Annotated in this window: 16 protein-coding genes; 14 read left to right on the forward strand and 2 right to left on the reverse strand. The window is 60.4% G+C overall.

Annotation, left to right across the window (positions count from 1 at the left end; translation table 11 throughout):
* Window positions 1–76 precede the first annotated feature (76 nt).
* The 3 genes from ACSQ26_RS07905 to gndA all read left to right on the forward strand — a co-directional run bounded on the left by ACSQ26_RS07905 (window position 77) and on the right by gndA (window position 3,065).
* Window positions 77–502 carry a L,D-transpeptidase gene (locus ACSQ26_RS07905; protein ID WP_436007927.1) on the forward strand — a complete coding sequence of 142 codons (426 nt, stop codon included), beginning with the start codon at window positions 77–79 and terminating at the stop codon, window positions 500–502.
* A 77-nt stretch (window positions 503–579) separates the two neighbouring features.
* The gene (locus ACSQ26_RS07910; RefSeq protein WP_436007929.1) at window positions 580–1,503 is read left to right on the forward strand and encodes a glutaminase; all 924 of its coding nucleotides are present in this window, start codon (window positions 580–582) and stop codon (window positions 1,501–1,503) included.
* Window positions 1,504–1,628: 125 nt separating this feature from the next.
* The gene (gndA, locus tag ACSQ26_RS07915; protein ID WP_436007931.1) at window positions 1,629–3,065 is read left to right on the forward strand and encodes an NADP-dependent phosphogluconate dehydrogenase; all 1,437 of its coding nucleotides are present in this window, start codon (window positions 1,629–1,631) and stop codon (window positions 3,063–3,065) included.
* A 69-nt stretch (window positions 3,066–3,134) separates the two neighbouring features.
* Here gndA and ACSQ26_RS07920 read toward each other — a convergent pair whose 3' ends face one another.
* Complete coding sequence (locus tag ACSQ26_RS07920) at window positions 3,135–4,622, reverse strand: winged helix-turn-helix domain-containing tetratricopeptide repeat protein (protein WP_436007933.1); 1,488 nt, start codon at window positions 4,620–4,622, stop codon at window positions 3,135–3,137.
* A 141-nt stretch (window positions 4,623–4,763) separates the two neighbouring features.
* Between ACSQ26_RS07920 and ACSQ26_RS07925 the strand changes: the two genes are divergently transcribed.
* Window positions 4,764–4,979: a hypothetical protein gene (locus ACSQ26_RS07925; protein ID WP_436007935.1), complete on the forward strand. Its 216-nt coding sequence runs from the start codon at window positions 4,764–4,766 to the stop codon at window positions 4,977–4,979.
* A 12-nt stretch (window positions 4,980–4,991) separates the two neighbouring features.
* Here the strand turns inward: ACSQ26_RS07925 and ACSQ26_RS07930 are convergent, their stop codons facing one another.
* A complete protein-coding gene (locus ACSQ26_RS07930; RefSeq protein WP_436007937.1) occupies window positions 4,992–6,041 on the reverse strand; it encodes a LacI family transcriptional regulator in 1,050 nt (349 codons plus the stop codon).
* Between the two features lie 418 nt (window positions 6,042–6,459).
* Between ACSQ26_RS07930 and ACSQ26_RS07935 the strand changes: the two genes are divergently transcribed.
* The 10 genes from ACSQ26_RS07935 (at window position 6,460) to ACSQ26_RS07980 (ending at window position 18,420) form a co-directional block, all read left to right on the forward strand.
* On the forward strand, window positions 6,460–7,695 hold the full coding sequence (locus ACSQ26_RS07935) for an ABC transporter substrate-binding protein (RefSeq protein WP_436007939.1): 1,236 nt from the start codon (window positions 6,460–6,462) through the stop codon (window positions 7,693–7,695).
* A 151-nt stretch (window positions 7,696–7,846) separates the two neighbouring features.
* Complete coding sequence (locus tag ACSQ26_RS07940; protein ID WP_436007941.1) at window positions 7,847–8,752, forward strand: carbohydrate ABC transporter permease; 906 nt, start codon at window positions 7,847–7,849, stop codon at window positions 8,750–8,752.
* Complete coding sequence (locus ACSQ26_RS07945; protein WP_436007943.1) at window positions 8,745–9,683, forward strand: carbohydrate ABC transporter permease; 939 nt, start codon at window positions 8,745–8,747, stop codon at window positions 9,681–9,683. Before ACSQ26_RS07940 ends, ACSQ26_RS07945 begins: the two co-directional genes overlap by 8 nt.
* A 3-nt stretch (window positions 9,684–9,686) precedes the next feature.
* Window positions 9,687–10,772, forward strand: a complete 1,086-nt coding sequence (locus tag ACSQ26_RS07950; RefSeq protein WP_436007945.1) for an ABC transporter ATP-binding protein — start codon at window positions 9,687–9,689, stop codon at window positions 10,770–10,772.
* A 33-nt stretch (window positions 10,773–10,805) separates the two neighbouring features.
* Complete coding sequence (locus ACSQ26_RS07955) at window positions 10,806–13,250, forward strand: beta-mannosidase (RefSeq protein WP_436007947.1); 2,445 nt, start codon at window positions 10,806–10,808, stop codon at window positions 13,248–13,250.
* 50 nt (window positions 13,251–13,300) lie between these two features.
* Entirely contained in the window at window positions 13,301–14,062 is a 762-nt protein-coding gene (locus tag ACSQ26_RS07960) for a sugar phosphate isomerase/epimerase family protein (protein ID WP_436007949.1), read from the forward strand.
* 10 nt (window positions 14,063–14,072) lie between these two features.
* Window positions 14,073–15,206: a Gfo/Idh/MocA family protein gene (locus ACSQ26_RS07965; protein WP_436007951.1), complete on the forward strand. Its 1,134-nt coding sequence runs from the start codon at window positions 14,073–14,075 to the stop codon at window positions 15,204–15,206.
* A 209-nt stretch (window positions 15,207–15,415) separates the two neighbouring features.
* Window positions 15,416–16,468, forward strand: a complete 1,053-nt coding sequence (gene mgrA, locus ACSQ26_RS07970) for an L-glyceraldehyde 3-phosphate reductase (RefSeq protein ID WP_436007953.1) — start codon at window positions 15,416–15,418, stop codon at window positions 16,466–16,468.
* A 51-nt stretch (window positions 16,469–16,519) separates the two neighbouring features.
* A complete protein-coding gene (locus ACSQ26_RS07975) occupies window positions 16,520–16,768 on the forward strand; it encodes a hypothetical protein (protein ID WP_436007955.1) in 249 nt (82 codons plus the stop codon).
* Window positions 16,769–16,809: 41 nt separating this feature from the next.
* Window positions 16,810–18,420, forward strand: a complete 1,611-nt coding sequence (locus ACSQ26_RS07980) for a glycoside hydrolase family 43 protein (RefSeq protein WP_436007957.1) — start codon at window positions 16,810–16,812, stop codon at window positions 18,418–18,420.
* Window positions 18,421–18,434 lie beyond the last annotated feature (14 nt).

Below are 18,434 nucleotides of genomic sequence, written 5' to 3' on the forward strand. Positions count from 1 at the left end.
TGGCACAAAAGTGTCTAGAATAGGTCTTCTCGGGGCGGGGTTTGTTGTGAGCAAACAGCTGTTAGGGAAGATCATCATGCATAGATTTCTTGCGGTCGTTTTGGCCTTGCTTGCATTCGGCTTTCTCTCCAGCGCGCAGGCTGGAACCATTACTGCCCGCATTTCGCTTTCTTCACAAACGATGACTGTAACGGACGGCATGTTCGTCAGGCACAAGTGGAAGATTTCGACGGCGCGTCGTGGTTATGTCACGCCCACGGGCAGCTATCGCGCCTATTGGGCTTCGCGCCATCACCGCTCGCGCAAATACGACAATGCGCCGATGCCCTATGCGATCTTCTTCAAGGGCGGCTATGCCGTGCATGCGACCTTTGACCTGAAGCGCCTTGGTCGCCCGGCCTCGCATGGCTGCATCCGGCTGCATCCCAGCAATGCCGCCGTCTTCTTCAGCCTGGCGCAGAAATACGGCCTGAGGAACACCAAGGTCATCATTACTCGCTGAGACACGAGTTGCCGCTTTTTCTCTTGCGTGGAATAGGCTAACCCGTAAAGGGGAGGCTGACCGGCAGGGGAACTCGAATGCAGCTGGAAGACGTTCTCAAGGATGTGCTTGTCGATGTCGCCGACCATATCGGCGAGGGCAAGGTCGCCAATTATATTCCCGCACTCGCCAAGATCGATCCGAGGAAATTCGGCATGGCCGTCGTGACGGTGGATGGCGACATCCATGTGACGGGCGACGCCGAGGAAGCCTTCTCGATCCAGAGCATCTCGAAAGTGTTCACGCTGACCCTGGCGCTCGGCCGGGTGGGCGAGGGGCTGTGGAAGCGGGTGGGCCGCGAACCCTCGGGCACGCCGTTCAATTCCATCGTCCAGCTCGAGCAGGAGCAGGGTATACCGCGCAATCCCTTCATCAATGCCGGCGCCATCGTGGTTGCCGATACGCTGCTGTCCGGTCACCAGCCGCGCGAAACGCTGGGCGAGATATTGAGCTTCATGCGCTATCTCACCGATGACGATACGATCATCATCGATGCGGAAGTGGCGCGATCCGAGCAGCAGACCGGCTTTCGCAATGCCGCGCTCGCCAATTACATGCACGCATTCTCCAACATCCATAACCCGGTCGAGAAGACGCTCGGTGTCTATTTTCACCAATGCGCGCTATCGATGAACTGCGTGCAACTAGCGAAAGCCGGGCTGTTCCTCGCCAATCGCGGATTGCTGACGCGTGGGGGACGCAGCGTCGTCTCATGGGAGCGGGCGCGCCGCATCAATGCGCTGATGCTGACCTGCGGGCATTACGATGCCTCGGGCGATTTCGCCTTCCGGGTCGGCCTGCCGGGCAAGAGCGGCGTCGGCGGCGGTATCCTGGCGATCGCGCCGGGGAAGGCCGCGATCGCCGTCTGGTCGCCGGGCCTCAATGCCAACGGCAATTCCGCGACGGGGACCAAGGCACTGGAGAGCCTCGCCAGGCGCACCGGGTGGTCTATTTTCGGCTGAGGTCTACGATCAAGCAATTCGTTGATTTTCTCCTTCGACGTACCCGATGACGCCTTGCCTCGGCACGCGTGCCGCGCCTATAGTCCGGCCAAAATCAGCAACTTGAATGACTAGGGAGATGACGCGTGGAACAGGCGGAAATCGGTTTGATCGGGCTTGCCGTGATGGGCTCGAACCTCGCGCTCAACATCGCAGAGAAGGGCAATCGCATCGCGGTATTCAACCGCAGCCCCGACAAGACCGACACATTCTATGCCGAGGCCGGGGACCTGCGTGACCGCATCATTCCCTGCAAGACGATGGAGGAATTCGTCGCATCGATTCGTCCGCCGCGTCCGGTTATCATCATGGTGCAGGCCGGCGCGCCGGTCGATCAGGTGATGGAGGGCCTCAAGAAGGATCTCTCGGCAGGCGACATCATCATCGATGCCGGCAATGCGAATTTCCGCGATACGATCCGCCGCTTCGACAGCCTCAAGGATTCCGGCCTCACCTTTATCGGCATGGGCGTCTCCGGCGGCGAGGAGGGCGCACGTCACGGACCATCGATCATGGTCGGCGGCACCGAGGAGAGCTACAAGCGCGTCGAAAAGGTGCTGACCTCGATCTCGGCCAAGTTCAAGGGCGAGGATTGCTGCGCATGGCTCGGCGAGAATGGCGCTGGCCATTTCGTCAAGACCATCCACAACGGCATCGAATATGCCGACATGCAGATGATCGCCGAGATCTACGGCATCCTGCGCGATGGGCTCGGCCTCAGCGCCAAGGAATGCTCCGATATCTTCGGCAAATGGAACAAGGGGCGGCTCGAATCCTACCTCATCGAAATCTCGGAACTCGTGCTCAGCAAGAACGATCCGATATCAGGCAAGCCGATGGTCGACATGATTGTCGACAAGGCCGGCCAGAAGGGCACGGGCAAGTGGTCGGCGATCGAGGCGCAGAACATGGGCGTGCCGGCCACCGGCATCGAAGCGGCTGTGGCGGCGCGCAGCCTGTCGTCTTTCAAGAAGCAGCGCGAGCACGCCGAGACGGTGCTTGGCCTGCCGAGTGCCGAGCAGATCAAATCCATCGACCGCAACCAGCTGATATCAGATCTCGAACTGGCGCTGCTGGCCGGCAAGATCGGCGCCTATGCGCAGGGTTTTGCCGTGATGACCGAGGCTTCCAAGGAATTCGGGTGGTCGCTGCCGATGCCGACGATCGCGCAGATCTGGCGCGCCGGCTGCATCATCCGCTCGCAGTTCCTCGATGACATCACCTCCGCGTTCCGCGCCATGCCGGATGCCGACAACCTCGTCATCACGCCGACGTTCGCGGCACTCGTGAAGGAGACCGATGGCGCGCTCCGCCGCGTCGTCTCGACGGCGGCACTCAACGGGCTCGCGGTTCCGGCACTTGCCTCCGCACTCGGCTATTTCGACAGTTATCGCCGGGGACGCGGTACGGCCAACCTCATCCAGGCCCAGCGCGATTTCTTCGGCGCGCATGGCTTCGACCGCGTCGATGGCGTGGACAAGCATCACGGCCCATGGGGCAGCGGCTTGGCTGATTTCGCGTAATTTTGGTTTCTCGTCGCGGCAAGCTCATGGAGCGGGCACATGCCCGCTCTCTTGATTCAGGCGAGAGGCTTATCCTTGCCCGTCAACGCGCTGCACGATCGCGCGATAGCGCTTGCAAACGGCGGGATCTTCATAACAATCCACTTCCGAAATAACGATCGCGTCGAGGTGTCGTCCGGGCCAATGTGCCTTGAGCTTTGCCAGGGCGTCTTGCGCTCGGCTGATTTCGCCCAACTCGGAATGGCAGACGATAAGGCGAACGAGCGACCACGGCGGGATAGTTGCCATTTTGGCGTAGCAGGCGATTGCCTCGCGATATCGCCCAGCCGTCGTCAGTATGATGCCGAGAAAGTCTTCATACCATCCCACGGCGTATGGGTCGCGGCGTTGGGCTTCGTTTATGACATCAAGCGCTTCCTCCGGCCTGTTCGTGTAATTCAGGAGAAGCGCGTGGACAGTGAGGATGAATGGGTCGTTCGGATTGAGCGCAACCGCCCGGTCAAGGCTGATCTCGGCTTGCTTGAATTGGCGAAGATACAGAAGAGCAAAGCCGGAGGCGAGATGGCCGTAGGCCTCGTCGGGGTCGAGCTGCAATGCGGTTCTTGCGATCTCCAGTGCCGGCCGGAAAAGATCGGGATCGTAGAAGACCCAGTAGAGCTTGAGGGTTTCCACGACGCTGAGCATGGCGTGGGCGGCGGCAAACCGTGGGTCGAGCTTTATCGCCTGGCGCAGAAAGGGTTCGGCTTCGTGCGCCGTTTCATAGACGGCTGCGAGCTGCAGCGCCCGCAAGTAGAACTCATAGGCCGACATGTTGTCGGTCGGCCGCGCCCTGGCGCGCGATGTAATCGCGGTTCTGGCCTGCCGGGCCAGGCGGGTTGCGGTCATGTGGGTGATTTCATCCTGGATCGCGAAAATGTCATCGAGTTCCCGGTCGTAATGTTCACCCCAGATATGCGCCATTGAAGACACATCGATCAGCTGCACGGAGACCCGCACCCGGTTGTTGATCTTCCGCACACTGCCTTCGACGACGTACTGGACGCCAAGTCTTTTTGCCACCTCGGCCAGGTCGTTCGCCTTGCCGCGGAACTGAAAGGACGAGTTCCGGGCAATGACCAGAAACTCCTTGAACTTGCCAAGCTCGGCGATGATGTCCTCGGTGATGCCATCGCTAAAATAGTCCTGCTCGGGGTCGCCGCTCATGTTCTCGAAAGGCAGTATGGCGATGGACGGCCTGGACGCTGCAACCAGCTCTTCCGCAGCGATGAAGGGCTTAGGCCCGGCATATTTATAGCCGCGACCATGCACGGTTGCGATCATCCCGGCAGACAGCAGCTTGCGGAGCGCCGAAATGTGGACCTGCAGCGTGTTCTCCTCCACCACCAGGCCGGGCCAGACCACATCGAAAAGCTCGGTCTTGCCGATCACCTCATCCGGCTTGTCAAGCAACACGGTGAGGATGTCGAAGGAACGCGCCGAAAGCTCCACCGGGCCTTGCGGCCCCAGCAGTAGGCGTTCGGCGCGCTTCAAACGATAGTTGCCAAATTCCAGGTCCATTGGCCGAGACCCCGTTCCTGGCGAGCAGGATAACTCAAGACGACCCTCAAGGCGAACTTCAGTTCTGTTCAGGACTCTTCAGGTCCGAGCCAAGGACCTGCGTCGCAAGTGATGTCATTGTCGCCGTCACAGGAGGACATCATGACCGACATCTCCACCACTGCCCCGACGACCATCCGACGCCTTAGGCTGCTCCAGCCAAGCGTCCCCAGGCTTGCAATCGGCGCGTCGATGAAGGCGATATCCCGTTTGATCGGCGATGCGTTCGGTATGGCCTATGTGGACCCTTACAACAGTCTTCGCCGGCAGCAGATCATGCCGGACGATGACCTCGAAGGCCGGGATCCCAACTGGTGATTTGACCGCACCCTAATTCGGAAACATCAGCCGTCCATCCGGCATGCAGATGCTCTGCAGCTGTTCAGGCGCGACACCCTCGATGCGACCCAGCACGGCCTTGGCGAGTTCGCGGCCGGCTAGCCGAATGTCCTCGTTGACGGTGATCACCTCGGGCCGGACGAAGCGGAGGAGATCGGCCGGCTGCTTGGAGACCATGTCGATATCGCGTCCGACCTGCCGGCCCGCCGCCGCAAGCGCCGAGGAAATCGCCACCGCGCCCGCGCTCGATCCTGAAATGATGCCGTCGGTCTCCGGATGATCCCTGAGCAGGTTCATGGTTGCGCGATAGACGACCTGGAGCGGGTCATGGACCGTGGCATCGCGGAACGGCACGCGTTCGCAGCCGAAGTCCCTGAGGCCAGCGAGATAGCCGGCATGCATGTGGTGGAAGAAAGTGAAGCGGGGCAGGGGTTCGAGGATGGCGAGCCGGCGGCGGCCCCTTTCCGCCAGTTTGCGCACCGCATCGTATGCATAGGCCTCGTTGTCGAAGTCATGATAGGGATGAGGCACACCGAGCTCGGTGCGCCCATGGGTGGCGAAGGGCAGGTTGCGCTCCAGCAGCAGTTTTACGCGCGGGTCCTCTGGCTCTATCGAGGACAGGATGACGCCATCCGCCGAACCGGTCTCGACGATGTAGCGTACCGGCGCCATCGGATCGCGGTCGCTCCTGTACGGGGTGACGATAAGGTGGTAGTTTGTCGAGGCGAGAACTTCCGAAATGCCGTAGACGATATGGGAGGTCAGGCCCATCAGTTCTTCGTCGATGTTCAGAATCAGGCTGATGACATTGGTCTTGCCGGTGCGGAGGCGCACGCCTGCGCGGTTCGGATGATAACCGATCTGGGTGGCGACCAGCCGCACGCGTTCCTTGGTTTCCTGGCTGATGTCGGGGGCGTCCTTCAACGCGCGCGACACAGTGGTGACCCCGAGGCCCGTCATGAAGGCGATCGTCTTGAGAGTCGGCCGCTCTCCCGGTACCGGCCCCTGGCCGGACTGAACCATGCTTCTCATTCCGTCCATTCCCGTATGCGTGCTGTCTATGGCTCAAATCGGCCACAAACACCATCTCCTCCTCAGGGACCGTAAAAATCTGTAACGTTACAGGTAAAATGTCGAGCAATATTTTCGCTCTGTTTCAGATTTCTATCTTGCGGTGCAAAAATTCACGGCCTGAAAAAATTTTGCGCTTGCGAACATTAATTCGACCTATAAATTAAATGAAAATTGCAAATTAATGTTATATTTCATGTTGATATAGGCCATTGTGCGCTGTGCATAAATTGGGCCATTTAAAACGATTTAGAGAATTTTCAACCGATTATCCGCAATTGTAAATTGCATTTCATTAAATCGGCGGAAAATTTCATCGTGCCTGTTGCGGACAACAGGCAATTCGCATAAGTTTTTCCGGCAACGTTTCAGTGAGGGAGGAGAACTCATGAAGGCTCGTTATTTTGCAGCAGCGCTCGCGGCTTCCGTGGCGCTGGGGGGCGGCATCGCGAACGCGACCGATCTCGAAGTCACGCATTGGTGGACATCTGGTGGTGAAGCCGCGGCCGTGGCCGAACTCGCCAAGGCATTCGATGCCACCGGCAACAAATGGATCGACGGCGCTATCGCCGGTTCGGGCGGCACTGCCCGTCCGATCATGATCAGCCGCATCACCGGCGGCGATCCGATGGGAGCAACCCAGTTCAACCATGGCCGCCAGGCCGAGGAACTGGCGCAGGCCGGCCTGATGAAGGACCTGACCGCAATTGCCGAGAAGGAAAAGTGGAAGGAACTCATCCGCCCCGCAAGCCTGCTCGACAGCTGCACGATCGACGGCAAGATCTATTGCGCGCCGGTCAACATCCACTCCTGGCAGTGGCTGTGGCTTTCCAACAAGGCATTCGCCGATGCCGGCGTCGCCGTGCCGAAGAACTGGGATGAATTCGTGGCAGCGGCGCCTGCGCTCGAAGCCAAGGGCATCATTCCGCTCGCAGTCGGTGGCCAGCCGTGGCAGGCCGCAGGCGCGTTCGACGTGCTGATGGTCGCCATCGCGGGCAAGGACGTGTTCCACCAGGTGTTCAAGGACAAGGACGAGACGGTCGCTGCCGGCCCCGAGATCGCAAAGGTCTTCAAGGCTGCCGACGACGCACGCCGCATGTCCAAGGGCAGCAATGTGCAGGATTGGAACCAGGCCACCAACCTCGTGATCACCGGCAAGGCTGCCGGCCAGATCATGGGCGACTGGGCGCAGGGCGAATTCCAGGTCGCAAACCAGGTTGCCGGCAAGGACTATACCTGCCTACCCGGGCTGGGCGTGAACGAAATCATCTCGACCGGTGGTGACGCCTTCTACTTCCCGCTGCTCAAGGACGAGGAAAAGTCCAAGGCACAGGACGTGCTGGCCTCGACGCTTCTGAACCCGGTCACCCAGGTTGCGTTCAACCTGAAGAAGGGCTCGCTGCCGGTTCGTGGCGACGTCGATCTGGCTGCCGCCAACGATTGCATGAAGAAGGGTCTCGAAATCCTTGCCAAGGGCAATGTGATCGAAGGCACCGACCAGCTGCTTTCGCCTGATAGTCAGAAGCAGAAGGAAGACCTGTTCTCCGAATTCTTCGCCAACCCGTCGATGACTCCCGAAGACGCGCAGAAGCGCTTCGCCGAGATCATCGCATCGGCTGACTAAGATCATTCCCGATCCCGGCCGGCGGCATCTGCCGCCGGCCGGTTTTTCCGCGCCCCTATGACGGGGCTGAAGGCGAAGGTTATGCCGGGCGCTTGTCTGTCCCACGGGGCAGGGGCGCATGGCTTCCGATCGTGAATGAGGAGACTGACCCATGACGGGCCAAAAGACCCATGCCGGCCGGCCGAACAAGCTTTTCCGCAATCTCAATTCCAAGATTGCCTCGATCCCCATGATCCTCACCTCAATGGTGATTTTCCTTGGTGGCACGATCTGGACGATTACCTATTCCTTCACCAATTCCAAGCTGCTGCCGCGCCTGAAATTCGTTGGTCTCGATCAGTACGACCGGCTGTGGGACGCGCCGCGCTGGGTCATCTCGATCCAGAATCTCGCGATCTACGGTATCCTGATGCTGATCTTCAGCCTGGTGATCGGCTTCGTTCTCGCGGCCTTGATGGACCAGAAGATCCGTTTCGAGAACACGTTCCGCACCATCTACCTCTATCCTTTCGCACTGTCCTTCATCGTCACCGGCCTTGTCTGGCAATGGGTGCTGAACCCGGAATACGGCATCCAGTCCGTGATCCGCGCGGCTGGCTGGACGAGTTTCGATTTTGACCCGCTCTATACCGCCGACATCGTCATCTACGGCATTCTGATCGCGGCACTCTGGCAGGGAACCGGGCTCGTCATGTGCCTGCTGCTCGCCGGCCTGCGCGGCATCGACGAGGATATCTGGAAGGCGTCGCGCATCGATGGTATCCCGATGTGGAAGACCTATCTCTTCATCGTCATCCCGATGATGCGGCCCGTCTTCATCACCACGCTGGTCATCATCGCCAGCGGCATCGTGCGCGTCTACGACCTCGTCGTCGCCCAGACATCGGGCGGTCCCGGTATCGCGTCGGAAGTGCCGGCGAAATACGTCTACGACTACATGTTCCAGGCGCAGAATCTCGGCCAGGGCTTCGCCGCCTCGACCATGATGCTCCTCACCGTCGCCATCATCATCGTGCCCTGGGCTTACCTGGAATTCGGAGGACGCAAGCGTGCCTGATACCATCGCTCTCGTATCCGACAACAACCTGCCGTCGGCGATTTCCGAATTCAGCGGCCCGCGTGGCCCCAAGCCCCGCCGTATCTTTTCCGGCCGCAACATCATGCTCTACGGCACGCTGATCTTCGCAGCGCTCTATTACCTGCTGCCGCTCTACGTCATGGTCATGACGTCGCTGAAGGGTATGCCGGAAATCCGTCTCGGCAATATCTTTGCGCCGCCGCTGGAAATCACCTTCGAGCCTTGGGTCAAGGCCTGGTCGCAGGCCTGCACCGGCTTGAACTGCGATGGACTGTCGCGCGGCTTCTGGAACTCGGTGCGCATCACCGTGCCCTCGACGCTGATCTCGATCCTGATCGCATCGGTCAATGGCTATGCGCTGGCGAACTGGAAGTTCAAGGGCGCGGACATCTTCTTCACGATCCTGATCGTCGGCGCCTTCATTCCCTACCAGGTAATGATCTATCCGATCGTCATCGTGCTCCGGGAAATGGGTATTTACGGCACGCTGACCGGCCTGATCCTCGTCCATTCGATCTTCGGCATGCCGATCCTGACGCTCCTGTTCCGCAACTACTTCACCTCGCTGCCCGAGGAGCTGTTCAAGGCGGCGCGCATCGATGGCGCGGGCTTCTGGCAGATCTATTTCCGCATCATGCTGCCGATGTCACTGCCGATCTTCGTTGTCGCGATGATCCTGCAGATCACCGGCATCTGGAACGACTTCCTGTTCGGTGTCGTCTTCACCCGTCCGGAATATTACCCGATGACGGTTCAGCTCAACAACATCGTCAATTCGGTGCAGGGCGTGAAAGAATACAATGTCAACATGGCCGCCACGCTGCTCACAGGCGCGGTGCCGCTCATCGTCTATTTCGTGTCGGGGCGTCTCTTCGTCCGCGGCATCGCCGCCGGCGCAGTGAAGGGTTAAACTATGGGAACTTCAGTATCGATCAAGGACCTTTCCCTGAGCTTTGGCGCCGTCAAAGTGCTGGAAACCCTCAATCTCGACATTCAGGACGGTGAGTTCCTGGTGCTGCTCGGCTCGTCCGGCTGCGGGAAGTCGACGCTGCTCAATTGCATCGCCGGCCTGCTTGAGCCGACCGAGGGCCAGATCTTCATCAAGGGCAAGAACGTCACCTGGGAAGAGCCCAAGGACCGGGGCATCGGCATGGTGTTCCAGTCCTACGCGCTTTATCCGCAGATGACGGTGGAGAAGAACCTCTCCTTCGGCCTGCAGGTCGCCAAGATGCCGAAGCCGGAGATTGACAAGCGCGTCAAGCGCGCCTCCGACATCCTGCAGATAGGGCCGCTGCTCAAGCGCAAGCCGTCGGAACTCTCGGGCGGCCAGCGCCAGCGTGTCGCCATCGGCCGTGCACTCGTGCGCGACGTCGATGTGTTCCTGTTCGACGAGCCGCTTTCGAACCTCGACGCCAAGCTGCGCGCGGAACTGCGCGTCGAAATCAAGCGCCTGCACCAGTCGCTCGAAAACACGATGATCTATGTCACGCATGACCAGATCGAGGCGCTGACGCTCGCCGACCGCATCGCGATCATGAAGAGCGGCGTCATCCAGCAGCTCGCCGACCCCTCGACCATCTACAACAAGCCGAAGAACCTGTTCGTCGCCGGCTTTATCGGCTCGCCGTCGATGAACTTCCTCAAGGGCGAACTGGAAGCCGGCGAGGGCGGCCTTGTGGTCAAAGTCAACGGCGTGAAGATCCCGCTCAACGGCTACAAGGCGGATGGCCCGGTCCAACCCGGTAGAAAAGTCGTGCTTGGCATGCGGCCGGAGCATGTCGCCGTCGATGAACCCTCGGCGACGAAGACGTTCGATGCCGTCGTCGACATCGAGGAACCGATGGGCGCCGACAATCTTCTCTGGCTGAAATTCGCCGGCCAGACGATTTCTGTCCGCATCGCCGGCGCACGTCGCTACGCCCCCGGTGCACAGATCAAGCTTTCGTTCGACCTAGGCCTTGCATCGCTCTTCGATGCGGAAACAGAATTGCGGATCTGACGTTTCCCACCGTCTTGTCCCGGAGAATTTGAAATGCCTGAAACCACCCAAATCGACCTCGGTGGCGTTTGGTCACTTGCTTCCGAAGGTCAATCCCCGGACCTTTCGATCACCATACCCGGCGATGTACACTCGGCGCTGCAGGCGCAGGGCGTGATCCCCGACCCGTATTTCGGCAAGAACGAAGCCGCCGTCCAATGGGTCGCGCACCAGGACTGGAAGCTTACGCGCACCTTCCAGCTCGACATCGCCGATCTCGCTGGCAGTTGGTATCTCGATCTCGATTTCGTCGACACGGTCGCCACCATTCGCGTCAATGGCGAGATGGTACTGGAATGCGATAATTGCTTCCGGCGCTACCGGCCGGATGTGTCGCACTTTCTCCTCGCGGGCGAGAACACGCTCGACGTCATCCTGCATTCGCCTGTTCGCGCAGGCAAGGCGGTCTATGACCGCCAGCCCTTCGAGATTCCGTGGAGTCGGAACTGCCCGATTCCCTATGGCAACATGCTGCGCAAGCCGGCCTGTGATTTCGGCTGGGACTGGAATATCGCGCTGGCTCCATCAGGGCTCTATGGCACGGTCAAGCTGCGCAAGCTCGATCTCGCACGCATCGAACATGTCCTGGTCAAACAGATGCATCGCCCGAACGGATCGGTGGAATTGGATGTCGCGGTCACGCTGTTTTCGATGGATCCGTGTGTGTTGCCCGTGGATTTCGAGCTGGATGGCGAGAAAGTCCGGGTTCAGTGCGGCGCCAACGCTGGCGAGACCGTCGTCCACCAGGTCTTCGAGATCGAGCGGCCGCGGCTCTGGTGGCCGGCCGGTAGCGGCGAACAGGCGCTCTACAACGTCGACGTGACGATTCCCGGCGATCATGCAAGGCGGCAGGTCGGCATCCGTACGGTCGAACTGCTGACCGACAAAGACGAGGCGGGCAGCCGCTTCGCTTTCCGCGTCAACGGCCGCGAGATTTTCTGCAAGGGTGCAAACTGGATTCCGGCCGACGCGCTGTTTTCCCGGACCAGTCCTGAGAAAACCGAGGCGCTGCTCCAATCCGCCGTCGACGCCAACATGAACATGATCCGCATCTGGGGCGGCGGCACCTATGAGCAGGACTGGTTCTACGATGCCTGCGACCGGCTCGGCCTGATGGTCTGGCAGGATTTCATGTTCGCCTGCAATCTCTATCCCTCGCTGCCCGATTATCTCGACAATGTCGCTGTTGAGGTGGACTACCAGGTCCGGCGCCTGTCGCATCATGCATCGATCGTCGTGTGGTGCGGCGACAATGAACTGGTCGGCGCGCTCAACTGGTACGAATGCTCGAAGAAGGATCGCGACCGCTATCTGGTTTCCTACGACCGGCTCAACCGCACGATCGAGGTGGCGGCGAGGAAGGCCAATTCCGACGTCCTCTGGTGGCCTTCGAGCCCGTCCTGCGGCTATCTCAACTTCGGCGATGCCTGGCATGCCGATGGCTCGGGCGACATGCATTTCTGGTCGGTCTGGCACGAGAACGAATCCTTCGACCACTACCGCACCGTCAAGCCGCGCTTCTGCTCGGAATTCGGCTTCCAGTCCTACACGTCGAACCTGCTGGTCGATGGGTTCTCGGACAAGAAGGACCAGAATATCGCGTCCCCCGTCATGGAAGTGCACCAGAAGAATGTCGGCGGCAACGAGCGGATCGCGGGCACGATGTTCCGCTATTTCCGCTTCCCCAAGGATTTTCCGAACTTTGTCTATCTCAGCCAGATCCAGCAGGGGCTGGCGATCAAGACCGCCGTGGAATATTGGCGCTCACTCAAGCCGCATTGCATGGGCACCATCATCTGGCAGCTCAACGACACCTGGCCGGTGGCCTCATGGGCGAGCCTCGATTACGGCGGCAACTGGAAAGCCATGCACTATCAGGCGCGGCGGTTCTTCGAGCCGGTCAACATCTTCGCCATACCTTCGCCGGATGGTTCGGCGATCGACATGGCCATGGTCAATGATCGTGCGACGCTCACCGAAGTCACCGCGGAATTCTTCACCGTGTCAATGGATGGCCGGCGCACGCCGCTGACATCGGCACGCGGCACTTGCCGGCCAGATGCGTCCTCGACCCTGATTTCGATCCCGGCCGACAGCATTCCCGATGGCAGCCTGCTCGCCTGGTTCTTCACGGCGTCCGACGGATCGTCGGGCAGAGGGCATCATGTCACCGGCACCTACAAGCAGCTCGAACTCGAGCCATCAGGGCTTTCCGCCCGCACAACGCGCCGCGCGGATGGCAGTTACGAAATCGCGCTGTCGTCCAAGGGGCTGGCGCTCTTCGTGATGATCGAGGCCAGCATCGAAGGCCGGTTCTCAGATAATGTGTTCGACCTGACAGCCGGCGAGAGCCAGACCATAACCTTCGTTCCCGCCGACAGCGCGGCGGAAGCCGAATTCACCATCCGCGATCTCTATTCCTGCCAGACGGCGGATTGATCGCCCATTCCGGGCGTACCCAGCGCCCATTTGCAAAGAGGATATGACCGATGACAGATATTTCGCTCCAGCTTTACAGCGGCAGAAACTTCCCCCCGATGAGCGACGTGATCAAGCTCGCCGGCTCGCTCGGCTATAAGGAAGTCGAAGGCTTCGGCGGCATGTATGGCGATCTCGACGATGCCGGCGTCAAGGCGCTGAAGGCCGAACTCGACGCGGCCGGCGTCAAGATGGCGACCGGCCATTTCGGTATCGACCAGCTCGAAAACGAAACCGCCAAGATGCTCAATATCGCGAAAACGCTCGGCATGGACGCCGTCTATTGCCCCTATATCATGCCGGATGCGCGTCCGACCGATGCGGCAGGCTGGACGGCTTTCGGCGCGCGGCTCGAAAAGGCCGGCAAGCCTTTCAAGGACGCAGGCTTCGATTTCGGCTGGCACAACCACGACTTCGAATTTGTCGCACTCGCCGATGGCTCGTTGCCGCATGACCGCATCTTCGAAGCAGGCCCCGGCCTCAGCTGGGAAATCGATGTCGCCTGGGTCATCCGTGGCGGCGCCGATCCGCTCAAGTTCATCGACCGCTACAAGGACAGGATCACATCCGTCCATGTGAAGGATATCGCGCCGGCCGGCCAGGCCGAAGACGAGGGCGGCTGGGCCGATGTCGGCCATGGCACCGTCGACTGGAAGACGCTCTGGCAGGCATTGAAGGCCACCAAGGCTCGCCATTTCGTGGTCGAGCATGACAATCCCAACGACATCAAGCGCTGCGCATCGCGTTCGATCGCATCCATCAAGGCATTCTGAGGATATTCCCATGACTAGAGAATACGGCGTCGGCATCATTGGATGCGGCAATATTTCGGGGGCTTACTTCAAGCTCATCCCGATGTTCAAGAACCTGAAAGTGTTGGCCTGCACCGACATCAACATGGAGGCGGCCAAGGGTCGTGCCGAGGAGTTCGGCGTTGAGGCGCAGGAAATCGATGCACTGCTCGCCAATCCCGCGATCGACGTGGTCGTCAACCTGACGATTCCCGAGGCGCATTATGCCGTCTCGAAGAAAGCGCTCGAGGCGGGCAAGCACGTCTATTCGGAAAAGCCGTTCGTGCTTTCGATCGAGGAAGGCGAGGACCTCCGGAAAATCGCCGATGCCAAGGGGCTGAAGGTCGGCTCCGCGCCGGACACCTATCTCGGTGGTTCGCATCAATATGCCCGCCATCTGATCGATTCCGGCAAGATCGGCAAGGTCACGTCGGGTTCGGCGCATGTGCTCGGGCCGGGCATGGAAATGTGGCATCCGAACCCGGATTTCTTCTTCCGTCCGGGCGGCGGTCCGATCCTCGACATGGGGCCGTATTACATCAACAACCTCGTCAACCTGATCGGCCCGATCAAGCGCGTGGTTGCACTTGCCAACAAGGGTAAGGAAGAACGCACCATCAGCAATGGCCCGCGCACCGGCGAGAAGGTGCCGGTGATCGTCGCCACCAACGTCCATGCGATTCTCGAGTTTGTGAATGGCGCACATGTGGCACTCACCTCGAGCTGGGACGTCTGGGCGCATCGCCACCAGAACATGGAACTCTACGGCACCGAGGGTGCGATCTTCGTGCCGGATCCGAACTTCTTCGGCGGCAAGGTCGAGGTCGCGGGCACCGACAAGGAGCCGAAGGAGGTCGAAGTCTGGGATCACCCGATGACGGCGCATAATTACGAGTTCGCCTGGGGTACGCAGGCCAATTATCGCGGCGCCGGGCTCTCCGACATGATGCGCGCCGTGGCGGAGGGCGGCGATTATCGCTGCTCGCTCGACCGGTCGCTGCACACGATCGACGTGCTGACTTCGATCCTGCGCTCGGCCGACGAGGGCAAGGCGGTCGAGATCCGGACGACCTGCACCCAGCCGGCGGCGTTCGGGATTGAGGATGCCAAGGCGCTGCTGCGGTGAGGAATTAAGACCCCGCCCCAAACCCCTCCCCACAAGGGGGAGGGGCTTAACCCGTTGCACTTCCTTCACTTATCGCATCGTTGCTGCATGTTGCATGGTTGAGATCGTTCTGCCGAGGGTGCCACGATTTAGCCCCTCCCCCTTGTGGGGAGGGGTCGGGGCGGGGTATTAGCCACATACTGAAAATCATACTTTTGGGAGATTCCACCATGGCCTGGCAGCCCGCCGATAATCGCTACGAGAAAATGAAGTACAATCGCCTGGGCAAGAGCGGTCTCAAGCTTCCCGCTATCTCGCTGGGTCTCTGGCACAATTTCGGCGGCGACACCCGCCATGAACTCAAGCGCGAGATCTGCCGCACGGCCTTCGACCTCGGCATCACCCATTTCGACCTCGCAAACAATTACGGCCCGCCTCCCGGTAGCGCCGAGACGGCGTTCGGCGAGATTCTGCGCACGGATTTCCAGGGCTATCGCGACGAGTTGATCGTCTCGTCCAAGGCCGGCTACGATATGTGGAAGGGGCCCTATGGCGAATGGGGCAGCCGCAAATACCTGATCGCCTCATGCGACCAGAGCCTGAAGCGCACGGGCCTGGACTACTTCGATATCTTCTATTCGCACCGCTTCGATCCCGAGACGCCGCTCGAAGAGACGATGATGGCGCTCGACCAGATCGTACGCTCGGGCAGGGCACTCTATGTCGGCATCTCGTCCTACAACTCCAAGCGCACCAAGGAAGCCTACAAGGTCCTCAAGGAGCTCGGCACGCCCTTCGTCATCCACCAGCCGAGCTATTCGATGATCAACCGCTGGATCGAGGAGGACGGCCTGATCGACACGCTGGAAGACCTCGGCCTCGGCTCGATCGTCTTTTCGCCGCTTGCCCAGGGCATGCTGACGGCCAAATATCTCGGTGGCATTCCCGAGGGGAGCCGCGCGGTGCAGGAGAAGTCGCTCAACCCCGATTTCCTCAACGAAAAGAACGTCGAGAATATCCGCGCGCTGAACCGCATCGCCGAGAAACGCGGCCAGACGCTGGCGCAGATGGCGCTCGCCTGGGTTCTGCGCGGCGGCCGCATCACCTCGGCGCTGATCGGCGCATCCAAGCCGAGCCAGGTGGTGGATTGCGTGGCGGCGATCGATACGCCCGATTTCAGCAAGTCGGAGCTCGAAGAGATCGACAAGTATGCGAAGGAGGCCGACATCAACCTGTGGGCGGCGTCCGCCGAACGCAAGGGGCCGGCGCGGAAGAAGAAGTAAAGACAACTGCTTCTGTCGTCTCGCCGTGACCACGATTTGTTGGAGACTTGGATGACCGACCAAGACAATCTCGTCATCATGCCGATGCCGAGTCTGATTGCCACATTGTTGAATAGGGAGCGGGCCAAGGGCAGTCCGCTCACCGAAGCAGAGGTCATCCATATTCGCGACAACGCTCCATCCGTTGCCGTGCCTCGCGATATGGTGCCGACGATCGAGGAGCAACGAGGCTACATCGACGTTGATCCGGAAAACTGCTGGGAGGAGTGGCAGATAGCGCGGAGAGAGTTCGAAAAGTGACAAGGGTGCAACGTGGCTGAAAGACGCGGGAAGAACGTGCAATGATCATCAACCCTATCCTTCCGGGCTTCAACCCCGACCCCTCGATCTGCCGCGTCGGTGACGACTATTACATCGCCACCTCGACCTTCGAATGGTATCCGGGCGTTCAGATCCATCATTCCCGGGACCTCGCCAACTGGACGCTCGTCACCCGCCCGCTCAATCGCAAAAGCCAGCTCGATATGCGAGGCAATCCCGACTCTTGCGGCGTCTGGGCGCCGTGCCTGTCTTACGCAGACGGCCTGTTCTGGCTGGTCTATACCGATGTCAAGCGTTTCGACGGCTCGTTCAAGGATGCGCATAACTTCATCGTCACCGCGCCCGCGATCGAGGGGCCGTGGTCGGACCCGGTCTATGTGAATTCGTCGGGCTTCGATCCGTCGCTGTTCCATGACGAGGACGGTCGCAAGTGGTTCATGCAGATGCAGTGGAACCATCGCCGGGAGGCGTTCAACACGCCGGGCCGGCATCCCGCCTTCGACGGCATCCTCTGCCAGGAATGGGATGCGAAGACGAGGAAGCTCGTCGGGCCGATCCACAATATCTTCGGCGGCACCGAGCTCGGCCTGGTCGAGGGCACGCACATCTTCCGCAAGAACGGCTGGTATTACATCACGGCTGCCGAGGGCGGAACGGGTTACGACCATGCGATCAGCATGGGCCGGTCGAAGAATGTCCTCGGACCTTACGAACTCCATCCGGACAAATATCTGGTCACGTCGAAGGACGCGCAGGATGCGGTGCTGCAACGCGCGGGCCATGGGCAGTATGTCGAAACGCCTGATGGAGAGGCCTATGTGACGCATCTCTGCGGCCGGCCGCTGCCGCCGCATCGCCGTTGCACGCTCGGCCGCGAGACCGGCATCCAGAAGATCACCTTGCATGACGATGGTTGGCCCCGGCTCGCCCATGGCAGCATGGTGCCCGCGGTCGAGGTGCCTGCGCCGAACGGTGCCGTGACCTCGGAGCGGCCGAGGACGGTAAGCTACGGCTTCAACGAAAGTGCGCTGCATGCCGATTTCCAATGGCTCCGCACGCCGGAGCCCGAGCGCCTGTTTTCGACGACCGCGAGGCCGGGGCATCTGCGGCTCACCGCCCGCGAAAGCATCGGCTCGTGGTTCGAATTCTCGCTCGTGGCGAGACGGCAGGAGGATCACCGATTCCGCGCCGAGACGGTGGCGGAATTCTCGCCCGAAACCTACCAGCAGACAGCGGGCCTGACCTATTACTACAATCGCTACAAGTTCCACGCCGTCGGCATCACCCTGCATGAGAAGCTTGGCCGGGTGCTGGTCATCCAGTCCTGTCCGGGCGACTATCCCTCAGGCAAGCTCATATTCCCGATCGAGAGTGGCATCGCGATCCCGGGTGGCCGCGTACATCTCGCTGTCGAAGTCATCGACAACGACCTGCAATTTTACTGGCATGCCGATGGCGAGAGCGACTGGCAGAAGGTCGGCCCGGTGCTCGATGGCGGCGTGGTGTCGGATGAGGGTGGCGTTGGCGAGCATGGCTCGTTCACAGGCGCCTTCGTGGGCATGTTCGCCTATGATATTACCGGCGGCGGCAAGGTCGCGGATTTCGACAGTTTCAGCTACCAGCGGCTCTAGGCTTGTGTGAAAAG

Origin of the sequence: Rhizobium sp. LjRoot254 (assembly GCF_964254105.1) — a bacterium.
Lineage (GTDB): Bacteria > Pseudomonadota > Alphaproteobacteria > Rhizobiales > Rhizobiaceae > Rhizobium_E.

Coding starts and splice junctions, on each gene's coding strand:
- ACSQ26_RS07905 (WP_436007927.1), top strand. CDS start 77: ATGCATAGATTTCTTGCGGTCGTTTTGGCCTTGCTTGCATTCGGCTTT.
- ACSQ26_RS07910 (WP_436007929.1), top strand. CDS start 580: ATGCAGCTGGAAGACGTTCTCAAGGATGTGCTTGTCGATGTCGCCGAC.
- ACSQ26_RS07920 (WP_436007933.1), bottom strand. CDS start 4,622: ATGGACCTGGAATTTGGCAACTATCGTTTGAAGCGCGCCGAACGCCTA.
- ACSQ26_RS07925 (WP_436007935.1), top strand. CDS start 4,764: ATGACCGACATCTCCACCACTGCCCCGACGACCATCCGACGCCTTAGG.
- ACSQ26_RS07930 (WP_436007937.1), bottom strand. CDS start 6,041: ATGGACGGAATGAGAAGCATGGTTCAGTCCGGCCAGGGGCCGGTACCG.
- ACSQ26_RS07935 (WP_436007939.1), top strand. CDS start 6,460: ATGAAGGCTCGTTATTTTGCAGCAGCGCTCGCGGCTTCCGTGGCGCTG.
- ACSQ26_RS07940 (WP_436007941.1), top strand. CDS start 7,847: ATGACGGGCCAAAAGACCCATGCCGGCCGGCCGAACAAGCTTTTCCGC.
- ACSQ26_RS07950 (WP_436007945.1), top strand. CDS start 9,687: ATGGGAACTTCAGTATCGATCAAGGACCTTTCCCTGAGCTTTGGCGCC.
- ACSQ26_RS07955 (WP_436007947.1), top strand. CDS start 10,806: ATGCCTGAAACCACCCAAATCGACCTCGGTGGCGTTTGGTCACTTGCT.
- ACSQ26_RS07960 (WP_436007949.1), top strand. CDS start 13,301: ATGACAGATATTTCGCTCCAGCTTTACAGCGGCAGAAACTTCCCCCCG.
- ACSQ26_RS07965 (WP_436007951.1), top strand. CDS start 14,073: ATGACTAGAGAATACGGCGTCGGCATCATTGGATGCGGCAATATTTCG.
- mgrA (WP_436007953.1), top strand. CDS start 15,416: ATGGCCTGGCAGCCCGCCGATAATCGCTACGAGAAAATGAAGTACAAT.
- ACSQ26_RS07975 (WP_436007955.1), top strand. CDS start 16,520: ATGACCGACCAAGACAATCTCGTCATCATGCCGATGCCGAGTCTGATT.
- ACSQ26_RS07980 (WP_436007957.1), top strand. CDS start 16,810: ATGATCATCAACCCTATCCTTCCGGGCTTCAACCCCGACCCCTCGATC.